This is a genomic window from Pseudomonas sp. UC 17F4 (assembly GCF_900101695.1).
Taxonomy (GTDB): domain Bacteria; phylum Pseudomonadota; class Gammaproteobacteria; order Pseudomonadales; family Pseudomonadaceae; genus Aquipseudomonas.
The window spans coordinates 2200604-2225219 of sequence record NZ_FNKV01000001.1 but is presented as its reverse complement, the minus strand read 5'-3'; the positions used below and the strand labels follow the sequence as shown (position 1 = coordinate 2225219).

The 24616-nt window shown below is 63.3% G+C and carries 27 protein-coding genes; 17 read left to right on the top strand and 10 right to left on the bottom strand.

Annotated features, from left to right (window positions below; translation table 11 throughout):
* Positions 1–13 precede the first annotated feature (13 nt).
* The gene (locus BLR26_RS10310; protein WP_045195427.1) at positions 14–1198 is read left to right on the top strand and encodes an osmoprotectant NAGGN system M42 family peptidase; all 1185 of its coding nucleotides are present in this window, start codon (positions 14–16) and stop codon (positions 1196–1198) included.
* A 66-nt stretch (positions 1199–1264) separates the two neighbouring features.
* Positions 1265–1492 (top strand): YheU family protein, encoded by a 228-nt coding sequence (locus BLR26_RS10305; RefSeq protein ID WP_045195429.1) that lies wholly within the window; start codon positions 1265–1267, stop codon positions 1490–1492.
* Position 1493: 1 nt separating this feature from the next.
* Here BLR26_RS10305 and csrA read toward each other — a convergent pair whose 3' ends face one another.
* From csrA to BLR26_RS10290, 3 genes are all read right to left on the bottom strand, one after another.
* Positions 1494–1676 (bottom strand): carbon storage regulator CsrA, encoded by a 183-nt coding sequence (gene csrA / locus BLR26_RS10300; RefSeq protein ID WP_045195430.1) that lies wholly within the window; start codon positions 1674–1676, stop codon positions 1494–1496.
* A 135-nt stretch (positions 1677–1811) separates the two neighbouring features.
* Entirely contained in the window at positions 1812–2144 is a 333-nt protein-coding gene (locus BLR26_RS10295) for a YnfA family protein (RefSeq protein WP_045195432.1), read from the bottom strand.
* 53 nt (positions 2145–2197) lie between these two features.
* Positions 2198–3013, bottom strand: coding sequence for an SDR family oxidoreductase (locus BLR26_RS10290; protein ID WP_093380391.1), 816 nt, complete (start codon positions 3011–3013; stop codon positions 2198–2200).
* Between the two features lie 241 nt (positions 3014–3254).
* Between BLR26_RS10290 and BLR26_RS10285 the strand changes: the two genes are divergently transcribed.
* The gene (locus BLR26_RS10285) at positions 3255–3407 is read left to right on the top strand and encodes a DUF3309 family protein (RefSeq protein WP_010224169.1); all 153 of its coding nucleotides are present in this window, start codon (positions 3255–3257) and stop codon (positions 3405–3407) included.
* Positions 3408–3529: 122 nt separating this feature from the next.
* Here BLR26_RS10285 and BLR26_RS10280 read toward each other — a convergent pair whose 3' ends face one another.
* The 3 genes from BLR26_RS10280 to BLR26_RS10270 form a co-directional block, all read right to left on the bottom strand.
* Entirely contained in the window at positions 3530–5188 is a 1659-nt protein-coding gene (locus tag BLR26_RS10280; protein ID WP_045195438.1) for a cation acetate symporter, read from the bottom strand.
* Positions 5185–5496 (bottom strand): DUF485 domain-containing protein, encoded by a 312-nt coding sequence (locus BLR26_RS10275; RefSeq protein ID WP_038994010.1) that lies wholly within the window; start codon positions 5494–5496, stop codon positions 5185–5187. The genes BLR26_RS10280 and BLR26_RS10275 overlap by 4 nt, the downstream gene beginning before the upstream one ends.
* A gap of 191 nt (positions 5497–5687) precedes the next feature.
* Positions 5688–6536, bottom strand: coding sequence for a glycine betaine ABC transporter substrate-binding protein (locus tag BLR26_RS10270; protein ID WP_045195441.1), 849 nt, complete (start codon positions 6534–6536; stop codon positions 5688–5690).
* Positions 6537–6760: 224 nt separating this feature from the next.
* On the opposite strand from BLR26_RS10270, the gene BLR26_RS10265 reads away from it, so the two are divergent.
* On the top strand, positions 6761–8317 hold the full coding sequence (locus tag BLR26_RS10265; RefSeq protein WP_093380388.1) for a glycoside hydrolase family 17 protein: 1557 nt from the start codon (positions 6761–6763) through the stop codon (positions 8315–8317).
* 98 nt (positions 8318–8415) lie between these two features.
* On the opposite strand, the gene BLR26_RS10260 is transcribed toward BLR26_RS10265, so the two are convergent.
* The gene (locus BLR26_RS10260; protein ID WP_093380385.1) at positions 8416–8772 is read right to left on the bottom strand and encodes a hypothetical protein; all 357 of its coding nucleotides are present in this window, start codon (positions 8770–8772) and stop codon (positions 8416–8418) included.
* 242 nt (positions 8773–9014) lie between these two features.
* Between BLR26_RS10260 and BLR26_RS10255 the strand changes: the two genes are divergently transcribed.
* Complete coding sequence (locus BLR26_RS10255) at positions 9015–10313, top strand: hypothetical protein (RefSeq protein ID WP_045195447.1); 1299 nt, start codon at positions 9015–9017, stop codon at positions 10311–10313.
* Positions 10306–11109 carry an MlaA family lipoprotein gene (locus BLR26_RS10250; RefSeq protein ID WP_045195448.1) on the top strand — a complete coding sequence of 268 codons (804 nt, stop codon included), beginning with the start codon at positions 10306–10308 and terminating at the stop codon, positions 11107–11109. The genes BLR26_RS10255 and BLR26_RS10250 overlap by 8 nt, the downstream gene beginning before the upstream one ends.
* 6 nt (positions 11110–11115) lie before the next feature.
* Here the strand turns inward: BLR26_RS10250 and BLR26_RS10245 are convergent, their stop codons facing one another.
* Both BLR26_RS10245 and BLR26_RS10240 read right to left on the bottom strand, forming a co-directional pair.
* Positions 11116–12273, bottom strand: coding sequence for a patatin-like phospholipase family protein (locus BLR26_RS10245; protein WP_045195450.1), 1158 nt, complete (start codon positions 12271–12273; stop codon positions 11116–11118).
* Between the two features lie 103 nt (positions 12274–12376).
* Positions 12377–13309, bottom strand: coding sequence for a lipid A biosynthesis lauroyl acyltransferase (locus tag BLR26_RS10240; protein ID WP_045195451.1), 933 nt, complete (start codon positions 13307–13309; stop codon positions 12377–12379).
* Positions 13310–13430: 121 nt separating this feature from the next.
* Here BLR26_RS10240 and minC point away from each other — a divergent pair, with 121 nt between their 5' ends.
* The 7 genes from minC to BLR26_RS10210 all read left to right on the top strand — a co-directional run bounded on the left by minC (position 13431) and on the right by BLR26_RS10210 (position 20002).
* Positions 13431–14180: a septum site-determining protein MinC gene (gene minC, locus BLR26_RS10235; RefSeq protein WP_093387360.1), complete on the top strand. Its 750-nt coding sequence runs from the start codon at positions 13431–13433 to the stop codon at positions 14178–14180.
* A gap of 97 nt (positions 14181–14277) precedes the next feature.
* Positions 14278–15090 carry a septum site-determining protein MinD gene (gene minD / locus BLR26_RS10230; protein ID WP_045195453.1) on the top strand — a complete coding sequence of 271 codons (813 nt, stop codon included), beginning with the start codon at positions 14278–14280 and terminating at the stop codon, positions 15088–15090.
* A 3-nt stretch (positions 15091–15093) separates the two neighbouring features.
* Positions 15094–15348: a cell division topological specificity factor MinE gene (gene minE / locus BLR26_RS10225; protein WP_010224188.1), complete on the top strand. Its 255-nt coding sequence runs from the start codon at positions 15094–15096 to the stop codon at positions 15346–15348.
* A gap of 108 nt (positions 15349–15456) precedes the next feature.
* Positions 15457–16092, top strand: coding sequence for an RluA family pseudouridine synthase (locus BLR26_RS10220; protein WP_093380382.1), 636 nt, complete (start codon positions 15457–15459; stop codon positions 16090–16092).
* Positions 16093–16220: 128 nt separating this feature from the next.
* A complete protein-coding gene (locus tag BLR26_RS10215; protein ID WP_045195457.1) occupies positions 16221–17510 on the top strand; it encodes a M18 family aminopeptidase in 1290 nt (429 codons plus the stop codon).
* A 119-nt stretch (positions 17511–17629) separates the two neighbouring features.
* Positions 17630–17794, top strand: coding sequence for a hypothetical protein (locus tag BLR26_RS27305; RefSeq protein ID WP_176794228.1), 165 nt, complete (start codon positions 17630–17632; stop codon positions 17792–17794).
* 48 nt (positions 17795–17842) lie between these two features.
* Positions 17843–20002 carry a mechanosensitive ion channel family protein gene (locus BLR26_RS10210; RefSeq protein ID WP_093380379.1) on the top strand — a complete coding sequence of 720 codons (2160 nt, stop codon included), beginning with the start codon at positions 17843–17845 and terminating at the stop codon, positions 20000–20002.
* Here the strand turns inward: BLR26_RS10210 and phnR are convergent.
* Complete coding sequence (phnR, locus tag BLR26_RS10205) at positions 19999–20712, bottom strand: phosphonate utilization transcriptional regulator PhnR (RefSeq protein ID WP_093380376.1); 714 nt, start codon at positions 20710–20712, stop codon at positions 19999–20001. The two genes, BLR26_RS10210 and phnR, sit on opposite strands and share 4 nt — an antisense overlap.
* 290 nt (positions 20713–21002) lie before the next feature.
* On the opposite strand from phnR, the gene BLR26_RS10200 reads away from it, so the two are divergent.
* From BLR26_RS10200 to BLR26_RS10185, 4 genes are all read left to right on the top strand, one after another.
* Positions 21003–22067 (top strand): ABC transporter substrate-binding protein, encoded by a 1065-nt coding sequence (locus BLR26_RS10200; RefSeq protein WP_093380373.1) that lies wholly within the window; start codon positions 21003–21005, stop codon positions 22065–22067.
* A gap of 119 nt (positions 22068–22186) precedes the next feature.
* Complete coding sequence (locus BLR26_RS10195; RefSeq protein WP_093380371.1) at positions 22187–22993, top strand: alkaline phosphatase family protein; 807 nt, start codon at positions 22187–22189, stop codon at positions 22991–22993.
* Between the two features lie 5 nt (positions 22994–22998).
* Positions 22999–23832 carry an ABC transporter permease gene (locus BLR26_RS10190; protein WP_176794327.1) on the top strand — a complete coding sequence of 278 codons (834 nt, stop codon included), beginning with the start codon at positions 22999–23001 and terminating at the stop codon, positions 23830–23832.
* The gene (locus BLR26_RS10185; protein ID WP_093380368.1) at positions 23819–24616 is read left to right on the top strand and encodes an ABC transporter permease; all 798 of its coding nucleotides are present in this window, start codon (positions 23819–23821) and stop codon (positions 24614–24616) included. The genes BLR26_RS10190 and BLR26_RS10185 overlap by 14 nt, the downstream gene beginning before the upstream one ends.

Sequence of the window (24616 nt, the reverse complement as noted above, 5' to 3'; positions counted from 1 at the left end):
CACAGGAGTTCGCATGCCCCAACAGCTTCCCGAACCGGACCTCACGTACTTGCAGAAAGTCCTGCTGGAAATGCTCGCCATTCCCAGCCCCACCGGCTTTACCGACACCATCGTGCGCTATGTTGCCGAGCGCCTCGAGGAGCTCGGCATCCCCTTCGAACTGACCCGTCGCGGCACCATCCGCGCTACCCTCAAGGGCCGCAAGAGCTCGCCCGACCGGGCGGTGTCCGCCCATCTGGATACCATCGGCGCCAGCGTGCGGGCGATCCAGGACAACGGCCGGCTGTCGCTGGCGGCGGTGGGCTGCTGGTCCAGCCGCTTTGCCGAAGGCAGCCGCGTCAGCGTGTTCACCGACAGCGGCGTGCTGCGCGGCAGCGTGTTGCCGCTGATGGCCAGCGGCCACGCGTTCAACACCGCCATCGATCAGATGCCGGTCAGTTGGGAGCACATTGAGTTGCGCCTGGATGCCTACTGCACCACCCGCGCCGATTGCGAGTCGCTGGGCATCGGCATCGGTGACTTCGTCGCCTTCGACCCACTGCCCGAGTTCACCGAAAGCGGCCATATCAGCGCCCGCCACCTGGATGACAAAGCCGGTGTCGCGGCGCTGCTGGCGTCGCTCAAGGCCATTGTTGAAAGCGGCGCACAGCCGTTGATCGACTGTCACCCGCTGTTCACCATCACCGAAGAGACCGGCTCCGGCGCCGCTGCCGCCCTGCCCTGGGACGTCAGCGAGTTCGTCGGCATCGATATTGCCCCGGTCGCGCCCGGGCAACACTCAAGCGAACACGCGGTCAGCGTCGCCATGCAGGATTCGGCCGGCCCCTATGACTATCACCTGACGCGCCACTTGCTCAAACTTGCCCGCGAACACGAACTGCCGGCTCGCCGCGATGTGTTTCGCTACTACTTCAGCGACGCGCATTCGGCGATCACCGCCGGTCACGATATTCGCACCGCCCTGCTGGCCTTCGGTTGCGACGCCACCCATGGCTACGAACGCACGCACATCGACAGCCTGGCGGCGCTGAGCCGCCTGCTGACCGCCTACCTGCTCAGCCCGCCGGTGTTTGCCAGCGACTCGCAAGCCACCGGCAGTTCGCTGGAAAGTTTCAGCCACCAGCTTGAGCACGATGCACAGATGGAAAGCGATACCCGGGTGCCGGCCGTCGACAGCCTGGTCGGCAACAAAAACTAGCGCCTACACAGCCAGGACAGGTTTGGCGTAGCATGGCGCTACCTTTTCGCCAGACCTGTCCTGTTCATGCTGATTCCCTACGACCAACTGGAAGCCGAAACCCTCACCCGCTTGATCGAGGATTTCGTCACCCGCGACGGCACCGACAACGGTGACGACACCCCGCTGGAAACCCGCGTGCTGCGGGTGCGCCAGGCGCTGGCAAAAAAACAGGCGTTCATTCTGTTCGACCTTGAAAGCCAGCAATGCCAGCTGCTGGCCAAGCACGACGTGCCCAAGGAACTGCTCGACTGATTCAACCGGCCTGCTTGGCCAGTTGCTCGACGATACGCTTGTAGATCTCCGCCCGGTGCACCTCGATGTGCCGCGGCGCGCTGATGCCGAAGCGCACGGTGTTGCCGTCCACCGACAACACCTTGATCTTGATGTCATCGTCGATGGCGATGATTTCGCCTATTTCGCGGCCTATTACCAACATGCTCCGATCCTCCACAAATCAGGGAATTCGGAGACTGCACGGGGTGCCGGACGCCTTCAATGCTCCGACGGCGAATTAGACCCATCCCACTTAGCTGGGCGATTTTGCCTACAGATTTCTTGAGTTTTCGACCCTTCAGGCACTCTGCAAACGTGGCCCGAGGACGATGATGCTGGCCCCCAGCACGCACAACAACGCGCCGATCCAGTCAGTGCCCAGCGGCCGCGCCCGCTCGACCAGCGCCAGCCACAACAGCGAAGTGACGATGTAGATACCGCCATAGGCGGCATAGGCGCGCCCGGCATACGCCGCTTCGACCCGGGTGAGGATCAGCGCGAACAGGGTCAGGCTGAGCAAGGCCGGGGCAATCCACCAGGCGCTCTTGCCCAGGCGCAGCCACATGTAGAAGGCATAGCAACCGCCGATCTCGAAGATCGCCGCGAGGAAAAACCACAGGTAATTGATCACACCAGGTACTCAAGGCTGTTCAAAGGATGGCCAAGAATACCTGATGGCGACGCTCAAGCCTGGGACGGCCGCGCCTTGGCGCGCATTTTCTCGGCCATGCTGGCCATCTCGTCGTAGAGCATCTGCGGGTTGCGCTGCTTGAGCTTCCAGGCTTCGCGGCCCTGCTCATGAGGCAGGATCAGGAACTCGCCGGCGGCCACTTGCTGGTGGATGTAGTCGGCGATATCGGCGGCGCTGATCGGCGAGCTTTCCAGCAGCTTGCCGACCTGGGCTTTCATCGCCGGGGTCGGGCCACGGAACGAGTCGAGCAGGTTGGTCTGGAAGAACGACGGGCACACCACGTGCACCGCGACCTCCTGCTGGCGCAGCTCGATCAGCAAGCTTTCCGACAGGGCCAGCACCCCGGCCTTGGCGACGTTGTAGTTGCTCATCGCCGGGCCTTGCATCAGGGCGGCCATCGAGGCGATGTTGATGATCCTGCCCTTGCTGCGCTCGAGCAGTGGCAGGAAAGCCTTGCAGCCCTTGACCACGCCCATCAGGTTGATTGCGATCTGCCAGTCCCAGTCCTCCAGCGACAGCTCGGCGAAAAACCCGCCCGAGGCCACCCCGGCGTTGTTGACGATCACATCGATGCCGCCGAACTTTTCTTCGCAGGCCTGGGCCAGGGCGGTGAGCTGACTGTAGTCACGCACATCGCAGCGCTGCACGAAACCGTCGGTGCCGGCCTCGCGTACCAGCGCCAGGGTTTGCTTGAGGCCGGCCTCGTTGACATCGGCCAGGGCCAGTTGCCAGCCCTCGCGCGCCCAGCGCAAGGCAATTTCGCGCCCAAGCCCCGAGCCGGCACCGGTAATCATCATGCGCTTTTGCATAGCAGCTGCCTTGTACTGTTCTGGAAAGTTCAGGCCAGTGTAGCGAAGCCAAGGCCGCCACCCACGCAGTATCAGGATGCTGAATGGCCGGGGCAAACAGCGGTGAACGTGACTAATAAAGATGGGATAAAACTTTTAGCCACTGGCAGCAGTCGGAATTAACAGGCGGGCATGAAACACATGACCGAAGAGATGGATTGCAGCGTAACGCCTACTTCTCAAGCCAAACAAGGAAACTGCCATGGGCACCATACTTATCATCATCCTGATTCTGCTGTTGATCGGTGGCTTACCCGTCTTTCCGCACTCCAGAAGTTGGGGCTATGGGCCATCCGGCATCATCGGTACGGTGCTGATCATCCTGCTGATCCTGTTGTTGCTCGGCAAGATATAGAAAAGCTGCAAGCCATAAGCAGCAAGCCGCAAGTCAAAGCAGTACGCGTACGGCTTCAACTTGCGGCTTGTGACTTGGAGCTTGCAGCCAAAAAGGCAGCCAAAGGCTGCCTTTTTGCTTACTTAGTGAGACACCGCACCGCTGGCACCCAGGCCAGTCTGCGAGCGCACGAACTGCGGGAAGAACAGCGCACGTTCATCATCGGCGGCCTTGGACTTGTCGGTGATCGAGAAGAACCAGATACCGGTAAAGGCAATGATCATCGAGAACAGCGCCGGGTACTCGTACGGGTAGATCGCCTTCTCGTGGCCGAGGATCTGCACCCAGATGGTCGGGCCGAGGATCATCAGCGCCACGGCACTGATCAGGCCCATCCAGCCACCGATCATGGCGCCACGGGTGGTCAGTTTCTTCCAGTACATCGACAGCAGCAGTACCGGGAAGTTACAGCTGGCAGCGATGGAGAACGCCAGGCCGACCATGAAGGCGATGTTCTGGCTTTCAAACAGGATGCCCAGGCCGATCGCCAACACGCCAAGGGCGACGGTGGTGATCTTCGACACGCGGATCTCATCCTTCTCGTTGGCTTTGCCCTTCTTGATCACGCTGGCATACAGGTCGTGGGACACTGCCGAGGCACCGGCCAGGGTCAGGCCGGCAACCACCGCCAGGATGGTGGCGAAGGCCACTGCCGAGATGAAACCGAGGAACACGCTGCCACCCACGGCATCGGCCAGGTGCACCGCCGCCATGTTGTTGCCGCCGATCAGGGCGCCGGCAGCGTCCTTGAACTCAGGGTTGGTGCTGACCAGCAGGATCGCGCCGAAGCCGATGATGAAGGTCAGGATGTAGAAGTAGCCGATGAAACCGGTGGCGTACAGCACGCTCTTGCGCGCTTCCTTGGCGTCGCTGACAGTGAAGAAGCGCATCAGGATGTGCGGCAGGCCAGCGGTACCGAACATCAGCGCCAGGCCCAGCGAAAACGCCGAGATCGGATCTTTGACCAGCCCGCCCGGGCTCATGATCGCTTCACCTTTGGGGTGAACCTTGATCGCTTCGGAGAACAGCGCGTTGAAGTCGAAGTTGACGTGCTTCATCACCATCAGCGCCATGAAGCTGGCACCGGAGAGCAACAGCACGGCCTTGATGATCTGTACCCAGGTGGTCGCGAGCATGCCGCCGAACAGCACATACATGCACATCAGGATGCCCACCAGGATCACCGCGACGTGGTAGTCCAGGCCGAACAGCAGCTGAATCAGCTTGCCGGCACCGACCATCTGCGCGATCAGGTAGAACGCCACCACCACCAGCGAGCCCGAGGCCGACAGGGTGCGGATTTCCTTCTGCCCGAGGCGATACGAGGCGACGTCGGCAAAGGTGTATTTACCCAGGTTGCGCAGGCGCTCGGCGATCAGGAAGAGGATGATCGGCCAGCCGACCAGGAAGCCGATCGAGTAGATCAGGCCATCGTAACCGGAGGTGAACACCAGGGCGGAAATACCCAGGAAGGATGCGGCCGACATATAGTCGCCGGCAATCGCCAGGCCGTTCTGGAAACCGGTGATGCGCCCGCCGGCGGCATAGTAGTCGGAGGCGGACTTGTTGCGCTTGGACGCCCAGTAGGTGATGCACAGGGTGGCACCGACGAAGGCGACGAACATGACGATCGCCGAGACGTTCAAGGGTTGTTTCTGCACCGCGCCGGTGAGGGCGTCAGCGGCCCAGACGGCGGGTGCAAAAACGCCGAAGGCCAGGGTTGCCAGTAGACGCCGGATCATTGCTGAGCCTCCTTGAGGATCGCCTTGTTCATCTCGTCGAACTCGCCATTGGCGCGACGCACGTAGATGGCCGTGAGGATGAAAGCCGAGATGATCAGACCGACACCAAGGGGAATACCCCAGGTGATCGACGAGTCAGGGCTGAGCTTGGCACCGAGAATATGCGGGCCATAGGCAATCAACAGGATGAAGGCGGCGTAGAGACCGAGCATGATCGCCGAGAGAATCCAGGCGAAACGTTCGCGTTTTGAAACCAGCTCCTTGAACCGCGGGCTGTTTTGTATCGAGAGGTAAATGCTGTCGTTCATTGTTTTTGTCCTCGCAGCACAGATTAGGTAGTACCCACTCCACTTTATGCTGCCTTCGAACGCACTCCAGACGACCTTAGTCTTAGATGCAAAACTCTTTTACCGATTCGGTAACAGCCTTAAACGACAAGGGCCGCACCGGCGTTTCGCGGGTGCGGCCCTGGAAGGTGCCAGATAGAGGCTTTAGGCCATTATTTGCCGGTCCACTCGGCTACGCGCTCCGGGTGCTTGGCCACCCAGTCCTTGGCTGCGGCTTCAGGTTTTGCGCCCTCTTGAATGGCCAACATGACCTCACCGATTTCATCCTTGGACTGCCACTGGAATTTCTTCAGGAACGCCGCCACTTCCGGCGCCTTGCTGTCCAGTTCTTTGCTGCCAATGCTGTTGACGGTTTCGGCGGCGCCGTACACGCCTTTGGGGTCTTCGAGGAACTTGAGCTTCCACTTGGCGAACATCCAGTGCGGCACCCAGCCGGTCACCGCGATCGATTGCTGCTTGGCATAGGCGCGGCCAAGCTCTGCGGTCATCGCCGCGCCAGAGCTTGCCTGCAGTTTGTAGCCGGTGAGGTCGTAGTCCTTGATGGCCTGGTCGGTCTTGAGCATGACCCCGGAGCCTGCGTCGATGCCGACGATTTTCTGTTTGAAGCTGTCATCGGTCTTGAGGTCGGCCACCGAGCTGGCCTTGACGTATTCGGGGACGATCAGGCCGATCTTGGCATCCTTGAAGTTGGGGCCGTAGTCGACCACGTTGTCCTTGTTCTTGGTCCAGTATTCGCCATGGGTTACCGGCAACCAGGCCGAGAGCATGGCGTCGAGCTTGCCGGTGGCCACCCCCTGCCACATGATGCCGGTGGCCACGGCCTGCAGTTTGACGTCATAGCCGAGCTTCTGCCTGATGACTTCGGCGGCGACGTTGGTGGTCGCCACACTGTCGGACCAGCCATCGACATAGCCGATGCTCACTTCCTTGGCCAGCGCTTGCCCCGCGCCAATGGCCAGTACCAGGGCGGTGCCCACCCCCAGGAGTCGTCGCATTTTCATCCAAGCATCCCCTCGTCACGTCACGGAAGCTGCATCATCAACCGCGCATGGTCGCTGACCTGCTCTGGTAGCGACCTCGGGACAACGAGAAACGACATCACATCGCCAGCCATTGAAATCGTTACATCAAGCAACACCCACCCTGACGATCTTTGTAGCCCAAGGCTTTGGCCGGCGCCATTTGCGGGTACTATTGACGGCTTTGTTTCCACACGGTCTGTTCCATGTCCTCGACTGCGCGCTTCCCGCTATTACCCTACCTGTTCGCCTGCCTGCTGGGCCTGTTCGCCCTCGCAGGGCTGTGGTACGGCCTGGGCAAGCCGGTGGTGCTGCCGGATGCGGCCAGCGCGTCGCACAAGCTGCAGTGCGCCTCCTACACCCCGTTCGACAAGGACCAGTCGCCGTTCGACCAACCGTTCCAGCTGCGCCCGGCGCGCATGGACGCCGACCTGGCCTTGCTGGCCGAGCGTTTCGAGTGCATCCGCACCTACTCGATGACCGGCCTTGAGGCCATCCCCGACCTTGCCCGCAAGCATGGCCTGAAGGTGATGCTCGGCGCCTGGATCAACGCCAACCCGGTGGATTCGCAAAAAGAGGTCAAGGCCCTGATCGCCTCGGCCAATGCCAACCCGGATGTGGTCAAGGCGGTGATCGTCGGCAACGAAACCCTGCTGCGCAAGGAAGTCACCGGCCCACAACTGGCGGCGCTGATCAACCAGGTGAAAAGCCAGGTCAGCGTGCCGGTGACCTACGCCGATGTCTGGGAGTTCTGGCTGCAACACCCCGAGATCGCTCCGGCGGTGGACTTCCTGACCATCCACCTGCTGCCCTACTGGGAAGATGACCCGAAGAGCATCGACGATGCCCTGGTGCACGTCGGCGAGATCCGCCAGGTGTTCGGCAACCGCTTCGCGCCCAAGGAGATCGTCATTGGCGAAACCGGCTGGCCGAGCGAAGGCCGCCAGCGCGAAACCGCCCTGCCCAGCCGGGTCAACGAGGCACGCTTCATTCGCGGCTTCGTCGCCATGGCCGAACAGCACGGCTGGCAGTACAACCTGATCGAAGCTTTCGACCAGCCCTGGAAACGTGCCAGCGAAGGCGCCGTGGGCGGCTACTGGGGCCTGTATGACGCCATCCGCCAGGACAAGGGCATCCTTGAAGGGCCGGTGAGCAACCTGGCGTTCTGGCCGCAGTGGCTGGGCGCAGGTGTCGTGCTGTTCGCCGCCACCCTGCTGCTGGCCGGGCGCGTACGCGGCACTCGCAGCGCTTTGCTGTTGCCACTGCTGGCGGCCCTGGCTGCGGCCAGCCTGGGCCTGTGGGGCGAGCAGTTGCGCATCAACAGCCGCTTTGTCGGCGAGTGGGTCTGGGCGATTGTGCTGGTGGGCCTGAACCTGCTGGTGCTCGCCCATGCTGCGCTGGCCTTGTCGCAACGCCAGGGCTGGCGCCAGCGGGCCTTCGCCTGGCTCCAAGCGCGTGGCGGCTGGTGGTTGCTGGCGGCCGGTTTTGCCGCGGCGGTGAGCATGCTGGCGCTGGTGTTCGACCCGCGTTATCGCAGCTTCCCCAGCCCCGCCTTGCTGTTGCCGGCAGTGGTGTACCTGCTGCGGCCGGTGGCGGCACGCCGGGGCGAAGCGGCCTTGCTGGCGTTGATCATCGGCGCCGGCATCGCCCCGCAGCTGTACCGTGAAGGGCTGAGCAACCAGCAGGCGCTGGTCTGGGCCGGGGTGAGCGTGCTGATGGTGGCGGCGTTGTGGCGTAGCTTGCGGGTTCGGGTTCAGCAGTGAACCATCGCGGGGCAAGTCGGATCGCCGCACCGCCGCTCCCACAGAGATCACTGTAGGAGCGGCGGTGCGACGACTCGACTTGACCCGCGATAAGACAACTAACGCCGTACCAGCCGCAACCCCGCCAGCACCACGGCAAACACGGCAATGCTCGCGGTGTACAGCACCAATGCCGGCACCCCGCACACCAGTGCCGCCACCGCCAGGCGCCAACCCGCGCGCCCTGGCACCAGCATGGCCAGCAGTGCCAGGCCCAGGGCCGACCAGGCCACGATCCTGAAGTGAATCATCAACCCCATCAGCGAACGCGCCTGGCAGCCCCACAGTTGTGCCTGGTCGGTGCAGGTCGCCACCCAGTGGGCATCTTCCATCAGCACATAACGCAGCCCATAGCTTGCCGCCAGCCACAAGGGCAGAAACACCAGCAATGCGATCAGCGGTAAACGGCGGGACATGCGACACTCCAGAAACATGAAAATCGGCGCCCAGCATAATCGTCCGGGGCGTCTATGCAAGGCAAAAGCGCCAGCCTCAGCTACTTTGTCCTGTAGATAAATGGAACCAATTGTTGCGAATCCTCATTGGACGGCGGCAACATCTGGGACGATAAATGCCGGAGCGCCAGGCAACTTTGCCGGGGCCACCATGGTCCTAGCCTGCGTAACGCACTTTGCTGCTGCATTTTTGGGGATCCGTCATGCTTCGTTCTCTGCGCCTCGCTGCCCTGTTGGGTGGCTTTATCTCGAGTGCGTGCGCTTGGGCACAAACCATCGACGCGGCCAGTTACGGCTATCCGTTGACCAACCCGTTCGAGGCGACCATCGCCACGACGCCGCCGGAGCTACGCCCGGAGCTGCCTAGCGACGACGACATCACCCAGTCCGACTACAGCCTGAACATGCGCCCGGAACGGGCCTTCACCCTGCCCGACAATTTCTGGCCGGTGAAAAAGCTCAAGTATCGCCTGGCCCGCCAGGACCACGAGGCGCCGCTGATTTTCCTGATTGCCGGCACCGGCGCGCCCTACTCCAGCAGCATCAACGAGTACCTGAAAAAGCTCTACTACAAGGCTGGCTACCACGTGGTGCAGTTGTCATCGCCGACCAGCTTCGACTTCATTACCGCCGCCTCGCGCTACGCCACCCCCGGGGTGACCAAGGAAGACGCCGAAGACCTTTACCGGGTGATGCAGGGCGTGCGCGCTCAGCACCCGCGCCTGCCGGTCAGCGAGTACTACCTCAGCGGCTACAGCCTCGGCGCCCTGGATGCGGCGTTTGTCAGCCACCTGGATGAAACCCGGCGCAGCTTCAACTTCAAGCGCGTGCTGCTGCTCAACCCGCCGGTCAACCTCTACACCTCGATCAGCAACCTCGACAAGCTGGTGCAGACCGAGGTCAAGGGCGTCAACAACAGCACCACCTTCTATGAGCTGGTGCTCAACAAGCTGACCCGCTACTTCCAGCAGAAGGGCTACATCGACCTCAACGATGCGCTGCTGTACGACTTCCAGCAGTCACGCCAGCACCTGTCCAACGAGCAGATGGCAATGGTCATCGGCACCTCGTTCCGCTTCTCGGCGGCCGATATCGCCTTCACCTCCGACCTGATCAACCGCCGCGGCCTGATCATCCCGCCCAAGTACCCGATCACCGAAGGCAGTAGCCTCACGCCGTTCTTCAAGCGCGCGTTGCAATGCGACTTCGACTGCTACCTGACCGAGCAGGTGATCCCCATGTGGCGTGCCCGCACCGACGGCGGCAGCCTGTTGCAACTGGTCGACCAGGTCAGCCTCTACGCGCTCAAAGACTACCTGCAACAGAGCCCGAAAATCGCCGTGATGCACAACGCCGACGACGTCATCCTCGGCCCTGGCGACCTGGGCTTCCTGCGCAGCGCCTTCGGCGATCGCCTGACCCTGTACCCCCACGGCGGCCATTGCGGCAACCTCAATTATCGCGTCAACAGCGACGCCATGCTGGAGTTCTTCCGTGGTTAAACGCCTACTGATCATTAGCGCGCTGCTGGCCTGCGGCCTGGCCCAGGCGGCTGAAGAAACCGCACCGCGCGCCAGCGTCATCGAAGCCGATCCGGTCGATGCCGATGGCTTCACCGAACCGCTCAAGGCACTCAAGTTCAACCCCGGCCTGGACCAGCGCGAATTCGAACGCTCGACCCTGGCGGCGCTGAACGTCTACGACCCGCTGGAATCGATGAACCGGCGCATCTACCACTTCAACTACCGCTTCGACCAATGGGTGTTCCTGCCGGTGGTCAACGGCTACCGCTACATCACCCCGCACTTTGTGCGCAGCGGCGTGAGCAACTTCTTCAGTAACGTCGGCGATGTGCCGAACCTGCTCAACAGCCTGCTGCAGCTCAAGGGCAAGCGCTCGATGGAAATCACCGCGCGCCTGCTGCTCAACACCACCATCGGCGTCGCCGGCCTGTGGGACCCGGCAAGCAAAATGGGCCTGCCGCACCAGAGCGAGGATTTCGGCCAGACCCTGGGCTTCTACGGCGTGCCGGAAGGCCCATACCTGATGCTGCCGATCATCGGCCCGTCGAACCTGCGCGATACCGGTGGCCTGGCGGTGGACTATGGCGCCGAGAACTGGATCAACTTCCTCAACGTCGCCGAAGTCAGCAGCAACCATCCGGAAGTCTGGGTACTGCGCGCCGTCGACAAGCGCTACACCACCAGCTTCCGCTATGGCCAGCTCAACTCGCCGTTCGAGTACGAGAAGGTGCGCTACGTCTACACCGAGGCGCGCAAGCTGCAGATCGCCGAGTAAGCGCCCTCAGCTGGGCGCCGGCAGGCCAAGAAAGCCGCACAGCTCGCGGCGCTTGGCCAGGGCGTCGCGGCGCCCGAGTTCGATCAGCTCGCTGCAATAGCCGGCTTCGAACAGCAGGTAGCTGAGCACCCCGGCGCCGCTGGTTTTGGTCGCCCCCGGGCCACGCAAAAACAGCCGCAGCGCCGCCGGCAACTCACGTCGGTGGCGGGCGGCGATCTCGTCCAGCGGCTGGCTGGGCGCAACCACCAGCACCTCGACCGGCGCCAGGCCCAGGCGCCGGCGCTCGAGGTGTTCGGGCATCAGGTGGCTAAGGTGGTTGAGCCGCTGCAGCAGCTCGATATCGTCTTCCAGGCTGTCAATGAAGGTGCTGTTGAGCATGTGCCCGCCGATCTGTGCCAGGCTCGGCTGCTGGCCGCTGAAGATGCGCTGGCGCATTTCGCCTTCATGGGGCCGCTGCGGGTTGCCGCTGACCCCGACCACCAGTACCCGGCTGGCGCCCAGGTGCAGGGCCGGGCTGATCGGCGCCGACTGGCGCACCGCGCCATCACCGAAGAATTCCTCACCGAGCTTGACCGGAGCGAACAGCAAGGGGATCGCCGAGCTGGCCAACAGGTGCTCGACGCTCAGACGGGTCGGCAGGCCGATACGCCGGTGGCGCAGCCAGGGGTCGATGGCGCCCTTGCCCTGGTAGAAGGTCACCGCCTGGCCGGACTCGTAGCCAAAGGCCGTCACCGCCACCGCGCGCAGGTGCTGCTGCTCGATGGCGTGGCCGATGCCGTTGAGGTCCAGGTGCTGGCTGAGCAGTGTGCGCAACGGCGAGCTGTCGAGCAGCGCCACCGGAACCGGCGCGCCGAGACCAAGCAGGCTGTGGCCGACGAAGCGGCTGGCCTGGCGGATCACCCCGGGCCAGTCGCTGCGCAGCACCTGATGGCTGCGAAAGCCCTGCCAGAAACTGGTCAGGCGGCGGATCGCGTCAGCAAAATGAGTGGCGCCGCTGGCCAGGGTCACGGCATTGATGGCGCCGGCCGAGGTGCCGACGATCACCGGGAAGGGGTTGGCGGCACCGGGCGGCAGCAGATCGGCAATGCCGGCCAGCACACCGACCTGGTAGGCGGCGCGGGCGCCGCCGCCGGAGAGGATCAAGCCGGTGATCGGTTCAGCCATTTTACCTTCCTGGATTTTTGGTGAATTCATCGCGGGTCAAGCCCGCTCCCACAGATAGTTGTGGGAGCGGCGGTGCGACGACTCGACTTGACCCGCGATAGCCTCAACGCCGTTTTTCGTAGAGCTTCGGCGCCCCCGGCGGACGCGACTTGAAGCGCCGATGCGCCCACAGGTACTGCTCCGGGCATTCGCGCAGCGCCGTTTCGATCCACTGGTTGATGCGCAGGCAGTCGGCCTCTTCGGTCTCACCAGGGAAATCCGCAAGCGGCGGATGAATCACCAGCCGGTAACCGCTGCCATCGGCCAGGCGCTGCTGGGTGAAGGGGATCACCCGAGCCTTGCCCAGGCGGGCGAACTTGGTGGTGGCGGTGACGGTCGCCGCTTCGATGCCGAACAGCGGCACGAACAGGCTCTGCTTGGCGCCGTAGTCCTGGTCGGGTGCGTACCAGATGGCACGGCCGGCGCGCAGCAGCTTGAGCATGCCGCGCACGTCCTCGCGCTCTACCGCCAGCGAATCGAGGTTGTGCCGCTCGCGGCCACGGCGCTGGATGAAGTCGAACACCGGGTTGCCGTGCTCGCGGTACATGCCGTCGATGGTGTGTTCCTGCCCCAGCAGCGCGGCGCCGATCTCCAGGGTGGTGAAGTGCAGGGCCATGAGGATGGCACCCTGGCCATCACGCTGGGCGGCCTGCAGGTGCTCGAGCCCTTCGATGTGCGCCAGGCGCGCCAACCGGGCCTTTGGCCACCACCAGCTCATGGCCATTTCGAAGAAGGCGATGCCGGTGGAAGCGAAATTTTCCTTGAGCAGGCGCTGCCGTTCGACGGACGGTAGCTCGGGGAAACACAGTTCCAGGTTGCGCGCCGCGATGTAGCGGCGTTCGCCGGCCACCAGGTACATCAGCGCCCCCAGGGCACGGCCGATCACCAGCAAGGCCCGGTACGGCAGCTGCACGATCAGCCACAGCAGGCCCAGGCCCAGCCACAGCGGCCAGAAGCGCGGGTGCAGAAAGTAACGACGAAAACGCGGGCGATCCATTAAAGATTCCGGAAAGACAAGGGCCGGGCATTCTACAACGGTTCGGCACGGGTTGCGGCCAACCGGTGTTCTCGTTATAAGTCTGGGCACTTTTTCGTAACAAGCCGCCCTAATGCAGACCATGAGCCAAACCCAAACGCCAGACCAAGACCCCGTGTTCCAGCTCAAGGGCAGCATGCTCGCCATTACCGTGCTCGAGCTCGCCAGGAACAACCTCGAAGGCCTCGACCGGCAGTTGGCGGCCAAGGTCGCCCAGGCGCCGAATTTCTTCAGCAATACCCCGCTGGTACTGGCCCTGGACAAGCTCCCGGCCGGCGAAGGCGCGGTCGACCTGCCCGGGCTGATGCGCGTCTGCCGCCATCACGGCCTGCGCACCCTGGCCATCCGCGCCAGCCGTATCGAAGACATTGCCGCGGCGATCGCCATCGACCTGCCGGTGCTGCCGCCCTCCGGTGCCCGTGAGCGGCCGCTGGAGCCGGAGCCGGAAGTGAAGAAGCCCGAGCCTGCGCCCGCCCCCGTGGCGCCGCCGGAGCCGGCCATCCGCCCGACCAAGATCATCACCACCCCGGTACGCGGCGGCCAGCAGATCTACGCTCAGGGTGGCGATCTGGTAGTAGTGTCGTCGGTCAGCCCGGGCGCGGAACTTCTCGCCGATGGCAACATCCATGTGTACGGTGCAATGCGTGGGCGGGCACTGGCCGGGATCAAGGGCAATACCCGGGCGCGGATCTTCTGCCAGCAGCTGACCGCCGAGATGGTCTCGATCGCCGGGCAATACAAGGTCTCCGAAGACCTGCGCCGCGATCCGCTGTGGGGGGCCGGGGTACAGGTCAGCCTGTCCGGTGACGTGTTGAACATCACCCGTCTTTAACGGATACTTGCCGCCATTTTCTGCGCAACTTTTTTCGATGTTGCCGTTTTTTGTATTTTTTGGGACTCGACGTCCTTTTCTTTAGGGGTGAAACACCTTGGCCAAGATTCTCGTGGTTACATCCGGCAAGGGTGGTGTGGGTAAGACCACCACCAGCGCCGCTATTGGTACCGGCCTCGCACTGCGCGGCCACAAGACTGTCATCGTCGACTTCGACGTCGGCCTGCGTAACCTCGACCTGATCATGGGCTGCGAACGCCGCGTGGTGTACGACTTCGTCAACGTCGTCAACGGCGAAGCCAACCTGCAGCAAGCGCTGATCAAGGACAAGCGCCTTGAGAACCTCTACGTGCTGGCCGCCAGCCAGACCCGCGACAAGGACGCGCTGACCCAGGAAGGCGTGGAAAAAGTCCTGATGCAGCTCAAAGAGGACTTCGAATACGTGGTCTGCGACTCGCCGGCCGGTATCGAGAAAGGCGCCCACTTGGCCATGTACTTCGCTGACGAAGCGATCGTCGTGACCAACCCGGAAGTCTCCTCGGTACGTGACTCGGACCGTATGCTGGGCCTGCTGGCGAGCAAATCGCGCCGCGCCGAACGCAACGAAGACCCGATCAAGGAACACCTGCTGATCACCCGCTACCACCCGGAGCGCGTCAGCCAGGGCGAAATGCTCGGCGTCGAAGACGTCAAGGAAATCCTCTCGGTGGCCCTGCTGGGCGTGATCCCTGAATCCCAGGCGGTGCTCAAGGCATCCAACCAGGGCGTACCGGTCATCCTTGACGACCAGAGCGATGCTGGCCAGGCCTATAGCGATACCGTTGACCGCCTGCTGGGCAAAAACGTGGAACATCGGTTCCTTGATGTGAAGAAGAAGGGATTCTTCGAGCGCCTGTTTGGAGGCAACTAACCAATGAACCTTTTTGACTTCTTTCGTGCCAGCAAAAAAGTAAGCACCGCCTCGGTCGCGAAAGAGCGTCTACAGATCATCGTGGCGCACGAGCGCGGTCAGCGCAGTACTCCGGACTACCTGCCAGCCCTGCAGAAGGAACTGGTGGAAGTGATCCGCAAGTACGTCAACATCGGCTCCGATGATGTGCAGGTCGCTCTGGAGAACCAGGGCAGCTGCTCGATCCTCGAACTCAACATCACCCTGCCCGATCGCTGATAGCGTTTTCGGGCACCCTGTGGGAGCGGGCTTGACCCGCGATTGCGATCTGCCAGTCATATCGCGTCGCGGGTCAAGCCCGCTCCCACAGCTATTTTGGAACACGCAATGCCGCTGTCCAACGTACACATCCTGCATGAAGATGACGCCATCCTGGTGATCAACAAGCCGACCCTGCTGCTGTCCGTACCGGGCCGGGCCGAAGACAACAAGGATTGCCTGATCACCCGCCTGCAGGAAAACGGCTACCCCGATGCCCTGATCGTCCACCGCCTGGACTGGGAAACCTCGGGGATCATCCTCCTGGCCCGCGACGCCGACAGTCATCGCGAACTGTCCCGGCAGTTCCACGACCGCGAAACCGAGAAGGCCTACACCGCACTGTGCTGGGGCCAGCCGCAGCTCGACAGCGGCAGCATCGACCTGCCGCTGCGCTACGACCCGCCGACCAAGCCACGGCACGTGGTCGACCATGAGCAGGGCAAGCATGCCCTGACCTTCTGGCGCATCGTCGAGCGCTGTGGCGATCATTGCCGGGTCGAGCTGACGCCGATCACCGGGCGCTCGCACCAGTTGCGCGTGCACATGCTGTCGATCGGTCATCCGTTGCTGGGTGATCGCCTGTATGCCTGCCCCGAGGCGCTGGCGGCCCATGAGCGGCTGTGCCTGCATGCAAGCATGCTGAGCTTTACCCACCCGGTGTCCGGGGAGCGGTTGCGCTTCGAGTGTCCGGCGCCGTTTTGACGGCGCCAGCGGCAAGCTTCAAGCTTCAAGCTTCAAGCAGTCACCCTGCATTGAGTTGCGCCGCCTCTTGCAGCTTGCAGCTTGCAGCTCACCCGCTAAAATGCCGCCACTGCTGTCTGGAGTGACCTATGCGCGATGCACTGAATCAAGGCCTGATCGACTTCCTCAAGGCCTCCCCTACGCCGTTCCATGCCACCGCCGCCCTGGCCCAGCGCCTCGATGCCGCCGGTTACCAGCGCCTGGACGAGCGCGACAGCTGGGCCACCGTGGCCGGCGGTCGCTACTACCTGACCCGCAACGATTCCTCGATCATCGCCTTCAAGCTCGGCCGTCACTCGCCGCTGCTCGACGGCATCCGCCTGGTCGGCGCCCACACCGACAGCCCGTGCCTGCGGGTCAAGCCGCAGCCCGAACTGCAGCGCCAGGGCTTCTGGCAACTGGGCGTGGAAGTCTACGGTGGCGCCCTGCTGGCGCCGTGGTTCGACCGTGACCTGTCGCTGGCCGGGCGGGTAACCTTCCGCCGTGACGGCAAGGTCGAAAGCCAGCTGGTCGATTTCAAGCTGCCGATCGCGGTGATCCCGAACCTGGCGATCCACCTCAATCGCACCGCCAACGAAGGCTGGGCGATCAACCCGCAGACCGAGCTGCCGCCGATCCTGGCCCAGGTGGCTGGTGACGAGCGCGTCGATTTTCGTGCCCTGCTTACCGACCAGCTGGCCCGCGAGCACGGCCTGAACGCCGATGTGGTGCTGGACTACGAACTGAGCTTCTACGACACCCAGAGCGCCGCCCTGATTGGCCTGCATGGCGAGTTCATCGCCGGCGCACGCCTGGACAACCTGCTGTCGTGCTATGCCGGCCTGCAGGCGCTGCTCAACGCCGACAGCGATGAAACCTGCGTGCTGGTGTGCAACGACCACGAAGAGGTGGGTTCCTGCTCGGCCTGTGGCGCCGACGGGCCGATGCTCGAACAGACCCTGCGCCGCCTGCTGCCCGACGGCGACGACTTCGTCCGCGCGATCCAGCGCTCGCTGCTGGTCTCGGCCGACAACGCCCACGGCGTGCACCCCAACTATGCCGAGAAGCACGACGGCAATCACGGGCCCAAGCTCAATGCCGGCCCGGTGATCAAGGTCAACAACAACCAGCGCTACGCCACCAACAGCGAAACCGCCGGCTTCTTCCGCCACCTGTGCATGGCCGAGGAAGTACCGGTGCAAAGCTTCGTGGTGCGCAGCGACATGGGTTGCGGCTCGACCATCGGCCCGATCACCGCCAGCCACCTGGGCGTGCGCACCGTCGACATCGGCCTGCCGACCTTCGCCATGCACTCGATCCGCGAGCTGTGCGGCAGCCAGGACCTGGCGCACCTGGTGAAAGTGCTGACGGCGTTCTATCGCAGTCGCGATTTGCCTTGATGAAAGCATCGCGGGTCAAGTCGACCCGCGATGAGGCCCGCCAGCCTGACCCCGATCAACCCCTCGCCGGCGAATCCCGCTATGCTTGAGCCATAACTCTCAAGTAAGGACCTTGCCGCATGTCAGCCTTTGCCTCTCTGTTCCTTCCGGTCATCGCCGGCCTGATCCTGCTGACCGTAGGCTTCAACCTGCGCGATCGCAATATCGGCGTGTTGATGATGTGGGTCGGCACCCTGGGCATGATCGGCATCATGTGCTGGAAGATCCTCGAGAAACTCAACTGACAAATACACTACACTCGGGCGATTGATCGTTTTGAGGTTGATTGTCCGGTGCCTGTCTTTTTCCGCGTTTTTCTCCTGCTCCTGCCCTTGCTCTTCGTTGCGCCCGCGCACGCCGCCGGCCTGCCGGGCCTGCTCGGTGGCGGCAGCAAGGCCCAGCCCGAAGCTAGCGAACCCCTGGGCCAGTCACTGGACGAAGTCATCAAGAGCCTGGAGAACGACCAGCAGCGGGCCAAGCTGCTGGCCGACCTGAAAAAGCTGCGCGACAGCACCAAACAGGCGCAACCCAGCGCCGAACAAGGCGTACTGGGCCTGATCGGCACGACCTTCGGCGAGCTGGAAAAACAGTTCAGCGGTGAGGCCAGCCCGTTCAACCGCTGGACCCGCGAGCTGGAGCTGGCGCAGATCGAGCTCGACGCCCGCCTGGTGCCCTGGCACGAATGGCCACCGATCCTCTTCGGCTTTGCCGCGATCATCGCCCTGTGGAGCCTGCTGGCCTACGCCCTGAACTGGGTCGGCCACCAGGTCCGGCTGCGCTTTGGCCTGACCGAAGAACTGCCACAACACCCGCGCACCTGGGATCTGGTGCGCTTCGCCTTGCGCAAGCTCGGGCCCTGGCTGGTGGCGCTGGTGATCACCGTGTACCTGAGCTTTGCCCTGCCCTCGTCACTGGGCAAGTCGATGGCCATGGTCCTGGCCTACGCGCTGGTGGTCGGTACCTGCTTCTCGGCAATCTGCGTCATCGCCTTCTCCCTGCTTGACGGCCCGCACCGCCACCGCGCCCTGCACATCCTGCGCCACCAGGCGTTCCGCCCGCTGTGGCTGATTGGCAGCTTCGCCGCCTTCGGCGAGGCCATGAACGACCCGCGCATGGCCAGCGCCCTGGGCGATCACCTCTCGCACACCCTGGCGACCCTGGCCAACATCCTCGCCGGGCTGTCGACCGGGTTGTTCATCCTGCGCTTTCGCCGGCCCATCGCCCACCTGATCCGCAACCAGCCGCTGTCACGACGGCTGACCCGCCGGGCCTTGAGCGACACCATCGAAATCCTTGGCACTTTCTGGTACCTGCCGGCGCTGGTGCTGGTGGCGATTTCGCTGTTTGCCACGTTCATTTCCGCCGGCGACACCAGCACTGCCCTGCGCCAGTCACTGATGTGCACGGTGCTGCTGATCTTGTGCATGGTCATCAACGGCCTGGTCCGTCGCCACGGGCTCAAGCCGCAACGGGCCAACCGCCGCCAGGCGGTGTACTCGGAGCGCTTGCGCAGCTTTGGCTACACCCTGGTGCACCTGGGCATCTGGCTGGTGTTCATCGAACTTGGCTTGCGCGTCTGGGGCTTTTCGCTGATCACCTTCACCGAGGGCGAAGGCCATGAGGTGGCGGTGCGCCTGTTCGGCCTGGCCGGCACCCTGATCGCCGCCTGGCTGGTGTGGATTCTCGCCGACACCGCCGTGCACCACGCCCTCACCCGCTCGCGCAAAGGCCTGGCCAACGCTCGTGCGCAAACCATGATGCCGCTGATCCGCAACGTGCTGTTCGTGACGATCTTCATCATTGCGGTGATCGTCGCCCTGGCCAACATGGGCATGAACGTCACCCCGCTGCTGGCCGGTGCCGGTGTCATCGGCCTGGCCATCGGTTTTGGCGCGCAATCGCTGGTCGCCGACCTGATCACCGGGCTGTTCATCATCATCGAAGACTCCCTGGCCATCGATGATTACGTCGATGTCGGCGGCCACCTGGGCACGGTCGAGGGCCTGACCATCCGTACCGTGCGCCTGCGCGATATCGACGGCATCGTCCACACCATCCCGTTCAGCGAGATCAAGAGCATCAAGAACTACTCCCGCGAGTTCGGCTACGCGATCTTTCGCGTGGCCATCCCGCACAGCATGAACATCGACCAGGCAATCACCCTGATCCGCGATGTCGGGCAGAAGATGCGCAACGACCCGCTGATGCGCCGCAACATCTGGTCGCCGCTGGAGCTGCAAGGGGTGGAGAGCTTCGAGTCGGGCTCGGCGATCCTGCGTGCGCGCTTCAAGACCGCGCCGATCAAGCAGTGGGAAGTGTCGCGGGCCTTCAACCTGGCGCTCAAACGCCAGCTCGACGAATCCGGCCTGGACCTGGCTACCCCGCGCCTGAGCGTGCAGGTGATCACCGCCGACGCCAGCACACCGTTCAGCGAAAGCCCGCCCAAGTCCTAACCGGCTTGGGCCTTGATGCGGATTGCGTCATGGCGCCAGTACTCAAGGTCACAGTCGATCAGCCGCCCGTGCTGGTCGCTGTTGACCCGGGTAATGTGCAGGCCGGGGCTACCGGCCGACACTTTAAGCGCCAGCGCTGCCGCTACCGGCAAGGCGGTCGGCAGGATCTCGAAGCGCACCCGTCCGTACTCGATGCCGTAGTGGCCGGCATACAGCTCGGTCAGCGAGCGGCTCAGGTCATGATCAAGAATGCCCGGAAAGTATTCGGGGTTCAGGTAGTGCTCGGCATACAGCACCGCCCGGCCATCGATCCGGCGTAACCGGCAGATCTGGATCACGCTCGACAGCGGCGCCAGTTGCAGCCGCGCGCACACCGCTGCCGCTGCTGGCTGCAGGCGCGCCGACAACAGCTCGGTACGCGCCTCGCGGCCCTGCTCGCGGACCATGGCATGAAAGTGGCTGCGCTCGATCAGGTCGTAGGTCAGGCGCTCGGGCGCGACGAACCAGCCGCGGCGTTCCTCGCGGTAAATCAAACCCCGCGCCTCCAGTTGCACCAGCGCCTCACGCAAGGTGATGCGCGTGGTGTCGAACACCTCGCTGAGCTTGCGCTCGGCCGGCAGCTTGCAGCCGGGCGACAGGAGGCCATGCTCAATCTGCTCCTGCAGGGCATGACAGATGGCTGTTACTGCTCGCGGTGGCAGTGGCTGCATCAAAGGTTACCTATCTGGACTAGTCCAGCCCCGGTAGCGCCCCAATCTGGCGCCGTAGGGCTATGAGAATAGTGCAAGCCTAGGCACTGCAGATGAATGCCAGATGACAGTGAGGGTGGTCTACGCTTGATTTCCAGGGGCAAAAGCCCGGCCGGGGCAATGCCTGGACATCAAATTGTCATGCAACAGGCCTACCTTGGCTCAGGTATTGCTGACCTAGACCAACCGAACCGCAACAACGTCCAACAACACCTTTTGCGTGTTGTACGGCACCCATCAAGGAGCTTCGGATGAAAAAGCTTTTTCTGGCGTCACTGTTAGGCTCGAGTATCGCGATGTGCACAGCGGCCATGGCCGCCGACACTGACCTCAAGGCCCTCGAGGACGCCGCCCGCAAGGAAGGCGTAGTCAACAGCGTGGGCATGCCCGATGCCTGGGCCAACTGGAAAGGCACCTGGGACGACCTGGCGACAAAATACGGCCTCAAGCACATGGACACCGACATGAGCTCGGCCCAGGAAGTAGCCAAGTTCGACGCCGAAAAAGACAACGCCAGCGCCGACATCGGTGACGTCGGCGCCGCCTTCGGCCCGATCGCGGTGGCCAAGGGCGTGACCCAGCCGTACAAGCCAAGCACCTGGGAGCAGGTCCCGGACTGGGCCAAGGACAAAGACGGCCACTGGGCCCTGGCCTATACCGGCACCATTGCCTTCATCATCAACAAGCAACTGGTGAAGGAGGCAGACATTCCGAAAACCTGGCATGACCTGGAAAAGGGCAAGTACAAGGTCGCCATCGGTGACGTCGGCACCGCCGCCCAGGCTGCCAACGGTGTTCTGGCCGCTGCCATCGCCTATAAAGGCGACGAGAGCAACATCGAACCAGGCCTGCAGCTGTTCACCAAGCTGGCCCAGCAAAAACGCCTGTCGCTGGCCAACCCTACCATCCAGACCCTGGAGAAGGGCGAGATCGAAGTCGGCGTGGTCTGGGACTTCAACGGCCTGAGCTACCGCCAGCAGATCGACCCGAAACGCTTCGAGGTGCTGATCCCGTCTGACGGTTCGGTGATGTCCGGTTACACCACCATCATCAACAAGTACGCAAAAAACCCCAACGCCGCCAAGCTGACCCGCGAGTACATCTTCAGCGATGCCGGGCAGATCAACCTGGCCAAGGGGCATGCCCGGCCGATCCGTGCCGAGCACCTGAAACTGCCGGCTGAGGTACAGGCCAAACTGCTGCCCAACGAGCAGTACAGCGCCGCGCAGCCGATCAAGAATGCCGAAGCCTGGGAAGCGACCTCCAAGGCCCTGCCGCAGAAGTGGCAGGAGCAAGTGATCATCGAGATGGAGTGAACCCATCGCGGGTCAAGTCGGATCGTCGCACCGCCGCTCCCACGGAGATCCCTGTGGGAGCGGCGGTGCGACGATCCGACTTGACCCGCGATGCGGCCACCACATAACCCGGAGATACCATGAACCACAACGTCATCCTGGTCCTGCTCGATGGCCTCAACCATCAGGTCGCGCACCACGCCATGGGCCATCTGCATGCCTATGTCGAAGCCGACCGTGCAGCGCTTTACCGGGTCGAATGCGAGCTGCCGTCGTTGTCACGGCCGCTGTACGAATGCATCCTCACCGGGGTCGCGCCGATCGACAGCGGCATCGTCCACAACAACGTCAACCGCCTGTCCAACCAGCGCAGCGTGTTCCACTACGCCCGCGAAGCCGGCCTGGGCACGGCCGCGGCGGCCTATCACTGGATGAGCGAGCTGTACAACCGCTCGCCCTTCGACCCGCTGCGCGACCGCCACACCCACGCCCCCAAGCTGCCGATCCAGCACGGGCTGTTCTATTACGCCGACCACTACCCCGATTCGCACCTGTTCGCCGACGCCGAGTACCTGCGCCGGCGTCATGCACCGAATTTTCTCCTGGTGCACCCGATGAACATCGACGACGCCGGCCACCGCCACGGCCTGGACAGCAGCCAGTACCGCAACAGCGCGCGCAGCGCCGATATCCTTCTGGCCGATTACCTGCGCACCTGGCTCGAAGAGGGCTATCAGGTATTGGTGACCGCCGACCACGGCATGAACAACGACCGCTCGCACAACGGCCTGCTGGCCGAAGAGCGCGAAGTGCCGCTGTTCGTCTTTGGCCAGGCGTTCAGCCTCGACCCGGCGGCCAAGCCGCTGCAGACCGAACTGTGTGGCACCATTTGCGAGTTGCTCGGCGTGCCCCACGACAAACCGGTATGCCGGGAGCTGCTCAAGTGAATTCGATCAAGCGCGGCAAATGGCTGGCCCTGCTCTGCCTGGTGCCTTTCGCGGTGTTTTTCATCATCTTCCAGATCGCCCCGCTGGCCTGGGTCATGCTCCACAGCGTGCAGGTGGAATCAAGCTGGGGCCTGGACAATTTCAGCAAGATATTCAGTTCCAGGTTCTACCGCCAGGCGATCCAGCACAGCCTGGAGATCAGCTTCTGGTCGAGCCTGTTCGGCATCCTCATCGCCATCCTCGGCAGCTACTCGTTGCGCCGGGTCGACTCGCGCCTGCGCGATTTCGTCAACGCCTTCGCCAACATGACCAGCAACTTCTCCGGGGTGCCGCTGGCCTTCGCCTTCATCATCCTGCTCGGCTTCAACGGCGCGCTGACCATGCTGCTGAAGCAGGCCGGGATCATCGAAGACTTCAACCTCTACTCCAAGACCGGGCTGATCATCCTCTACACCTATTTCCAGATCCCCCTCGGCGTGCTGCTGCTCTACCCGGCCTTCGACGCCCTGCGCGAAGACTGGCGCGAGTCCGCCGAGCTGCTCGGCGCTGGCGCCTGGCAATACTGGCGGCACATCGGCCTGCCGGTGCTGACCCCGGCGCTGCTGGGCACCTTCGTGATCCTCCTGGCCAACGCCCTGGGCGCCTATGCCACGGTCTATGCGCTGACCACCGGCAACTTCAACGTGCTGCCGATCCGCATCGCCGCGCTGGTGGCCGGCGACATCTCGCTGGACCCGAACCTGGCCAGCGCCCTGGCGGTCATCCTGGTCGGGCTGATGACCCTGGTGACCTTCGTCCATCAATGGCTATTGAAGCGGAGCTACCATGTCGCGCGCTGAACCGGGCACCTCGTCGCTGTACCACCGCCTGGTGGTCTACCTGCTGTTCATCATCCTCTTGCTGCCGCTGGCCGGCACCCTGCTCTACTCGCTGGCCACCAGCTGGTCGGCGAGCCTGCTGCCCAGCGGCCTGACCTTCAAGTGGTACCTGGCGCTGTGGAGCGACCCGCGCTTTCTCGCCGCCTTCGGCCAGTCGCTGCTGGTGTGTGTCGGCGCCCTGCTGTTGTCGGTGCTGTTGATATTGCCGCTGCTGTTCGTGGTGCATTACCACTTCCCGCGCCTCGATGCGCTGATGAACATCCTCATCCTGCTGCCCTTCGCGGTGCCGCCGGTGGTGTCGTCGGTGGGCCTGCTGCAGCTCTACGGCTCGGGGCCGATGGCCATGGTCGGCACGCCGTGGATCCTTATCGGTTGCTACTTCACCGTAGCCTTGCCGTTCATGTACCGGGCGATCACCAACAACCTGCAGGCGATCAACCTGCGCGACCTGATGGACGCCGCCCAGTTGCTGGGCGCCAGCACCTTCCAGGCGGCGTTCCTGGTGGTGCTGCCAAACCTGCGCAAGGGCCTGATGGTGGCCTTGCTGCTGTCGTTCTCGTTCCTGTTCGGCGAGTTCGTGTTCGCCAACCTGCTGGTCGGCACCCGCTACGAGACCCTGCAGGTGTACCTCAACAACATGCGTAACAGCAGTGGCCACTTCAACAGTGCCCTGGTGGTTTCCTATTTCCTCTTCGTGCTGGCGCTGACCTGGGCAGCCAACCGCCTGAACAAGGACAAGTCCTGA